We start from the raw sequence: 3242 nt of genomic DNA on the forward strand, positions 1-3242 counted from the left end.
TCATTGCAGAACGCTCTAGAACTCTGTTGGATACGATTAAGGTCTATGAAATTCAAATTCAAGCTGCTCAAGCCCAACATCAATTTCTAGAGGCAGTGCAGATTGCCCTCAAGATTGTGGAACGTTTGGGAAACAAGCTTCCGGAGCAACCCAGTCAATCGGATGTTACGCGGGCATTTGAGGCTACTAAATCCATCTTGGCTGGAAGGCAACCGCTGGACTTAATAACTCTGCCTCAGATGAGAGATCCCCATAAGTTAGCAGTTGTACGGATTCTTGCCGCTGTTTCTGCTGCTGCCTTTGTTGCCACTCCAGCGCTGTTACCGTTTATTGTCCTCGAACAGGTCAATTTATCCGTTCAATATGGCAATAGTTCATTTTCTGCAAATGGGTATGCTTACTATGGACTGATGCTTTGTGGGGTGGTAGGAGAGATTGACTGTGGCTATCAGTTCGCACAACTAGCACTGAAGTTGCTCGAACATTTCAATGCTAAAGAACTGAAATCGAGAGTCTATGTTGCAATTCACTGTAGCGTGTGGCATTGGAAAGAGCCGCTCAAGAACTCCTTAGCGTTTCTCCGGGAAGGCTATGAAGTAGGATTGGAAACGGGAGATTTAGAATCGGCTGCTATTTGCGGATTCACTTACATCTCATACTGTTGGTTTATCGGTCGAGAATTAAACGAACTCAGCCGGGAAAGCGCTGCCTTCCGAGAGCAACTCAGACTCCTCAACCAAGAAGGGCTTACCAGTCATTTGACGGTTTTTCAGCAAGCAATTTTGAATCTGGTAGGCAATTCTGCTGAACCTTGGCAACTGACTGGAGATGCCTTCGATCGCCAGGAAATCCTGCCAGCCTTGAAGCGATCGGGCGATCTAACTGCGCTGTACTATTTCTATGCCAGCGAACTGAATCTGTGCTATCTGTTTGGCAAGTTTGAGCTGGCGGTGGAAGCAGCAATTGCCGCCGAAAATTATATAGGTAACGCGACAGGCTTATTCATTGTTGCGATCTGCTACACGTACGATTCTCTAGCTCATCTGGCACTCTATTCTCAGGTTTCCGAGGCACAACAGCAACGCATTCTCGAACGGGTGGCTAAAAACCAGGAAAAAATGAAAACTTGGGCTGACCATACGCCAGAAAATCACTTGCACAAATTTTATTTAGTTGAAGCCGAACGATACCGAGTATTAGGGCACAAATCAGAAGCATTGGAATTCTACGATCGCGCGATCGCTGGAGCGACAGAGAATGAATACTTACAAGAAGTTGCCCTGGCAAACGAATTAGCCGCCAAATTCTATTTAGAGTGGGGAAAAACCCGCGTTGCTAGAGACTACCTGCACGATGCTTACTATAGCTACGCCCGTTGGGGAGCAGCCGCTAAGGTGAGCGAGCTGGAGCAATCCTATCCTGAACTCTTAGCATTAATTTTGCAACCGGATGAATTACAGCTCGCATCAGAAATAACGCTCCCTGAAAGGAATACCATTTCATCCCATACGATTAGCAAATCATCAACATCCAGCAGCTGCAGCATATCTGCTGTATTAGATATAAAAACTGTTCTCAAAGCCTCCCAAACCCTCTCTAGTGAAATTCATCTAGAGCGATTACTCTCGACGCTGCTGGAAGTGGTCATTGAAAATGCCGGCGCGGACAAATCTGCCTTGTTGTTGCTCAAAGGGAATAAATTAATCGTTGAAGCAATGAGTACATTCGCTTCCTGCTCGACTGTGCTGCTATCAATTCCGCTTGAGGAAAGTCAGGAGCTTCCCATTGCGCTAATCAACAGCGTTAAACGAACCTTACAACCATCGCTGATTAGTAATGCAACAACTGATTCTTCGCTGATGGCAGATCCTTACATCATCCGCCGGCAGCCCAAGAGCCTGTTGTGTGCGCCGATTCTCCATCAGGGAAAACTGCTAGGCGTACTCTATCTGGAGAACAACCTTGCTATCGGCGCTTTTACCAGCGATCGCGTCGCCATCCTCAACATCCTGTGCTCGCAAGCAGCAATTTCCTTACAGAACGCCCGACTGTATCAGCAATCCCAGGAATATGCCCAAAAACTAGAGCTTTATCTCAACGATCTCAAACAGATGCAACTGCAACTGGTACAGAGTGAGAAGATGTCTGCTCTCGGCAATCTCGTCGCAGGGGTAGCCCACGAAATTAACAATCCCTTAGGCTTTATTGCCGGCAACTTAGAACCGGCTCAGGAATACGTACAAAATCTGTTTGAGCTAATCGATCTCTATCTAGATCATTTTCCCAAGCCGGGAGCGAAAATTGAAGAAAAAATCGAGGAGATTGACTTAGAATATTTGCGAGAAGATTTGCCCGAACTGATTAACTCCATGAATGAGGGTGCCGATCGCATTCGCGATATCAGTACGAGTTTGAGAACTTTTTCGAGGGCAGATACCTATCGCCCGGTTCCTTTTAATATTCACGACGGACTTGACAGCACTCTCTTGATTCTCAAGCACCGTTTAAAAGCCAGCGAGCGCCGGCCTGCTATTGAAGTGGTGAAAGAGTATGGCAAGCTGCCTCTAGTGGACTGTTTCCCCGGACAGTTGAATCAGGTTTTTATGAATATTTTGGCTAATGCTATTGATGCGCTGGAAGAATCAAGTAAGGAACGTAGCTTTAGTGAACTTAAAGCGAATCCTAACCAAATCACGATCCGAACTGCTACGGACAAAGAAGGCAAACGGGTCTTGATTTGGATTAAAGACAATGGAGTAGGGATGTCGGATGAAGTGAAGCAAAAAATATTCGATCACTTATTTACCACCAAATCTGTAGGTAAAGGAACGGGATTGGGATTGGCAATCGCCCGCCAGATTGTAGTAGAAAAACATGGAGGCGAGCTGGAGGTCAACTCTGCACTGCATCAAGGAACAGAATTTGTAATCTTGTTGCCGGTGAAAGGGTGAGGTCGAAGTGCTATCACCGTTCAACCTCGCAGATCGAAATCCAGATTAACTGTTAAAAATCAATATTGAAGATGAGGATAGCCCACAATGAATGCACCTGTAAATTTGATCGATACCATTTCCGGCTACCGTCTGACGGAGCAACTGTACAGCGGTTCCAGAACCCTAGTTTATCGAGCCATCCGAGAAATAGATCGGCTTCCAGTTGTGATCAAACTGCTCAAGCGAGACTATCCCAACTTCAGCGAACTGCTGCAATTTTGCAACCAATATGCCATTGCCAAAAATCTA

Annotated in this window: 1 protein-coding gene and 1 pseudogene; both read left to right on the plus strand. The window is 46.0% G+C overall.

Going from position 1 to position 3242, the window contains the following annotated elements:
* The coding region (locus E5S67_RS31530) for an ATP-binding protein (RefSeq protein WP_172193357.1) at positions 1 to 2951 on the plus strand (2951 nt) is incomplete at its 5' end.
* Positions 2952 to 3038: 87 nt separating this feature from the next.
* Positions 3039 to 3242: pseudogene (locus E5S67_RS31535) on the plus strand (hypothetical protein); the annotation flags it as partial.

The sequence above is a fragment of the Microcoleus asticus IPMA8 genome, from assembly GCF_013179805.1.
GTDB classification, from domain to species: domain Bacteria; phylum Cyanobacteriota; class Cyanobacteriia; order Cyanobacteriales; family Microcoleaceae; genus Microcoleus; species Microcoleus asticus.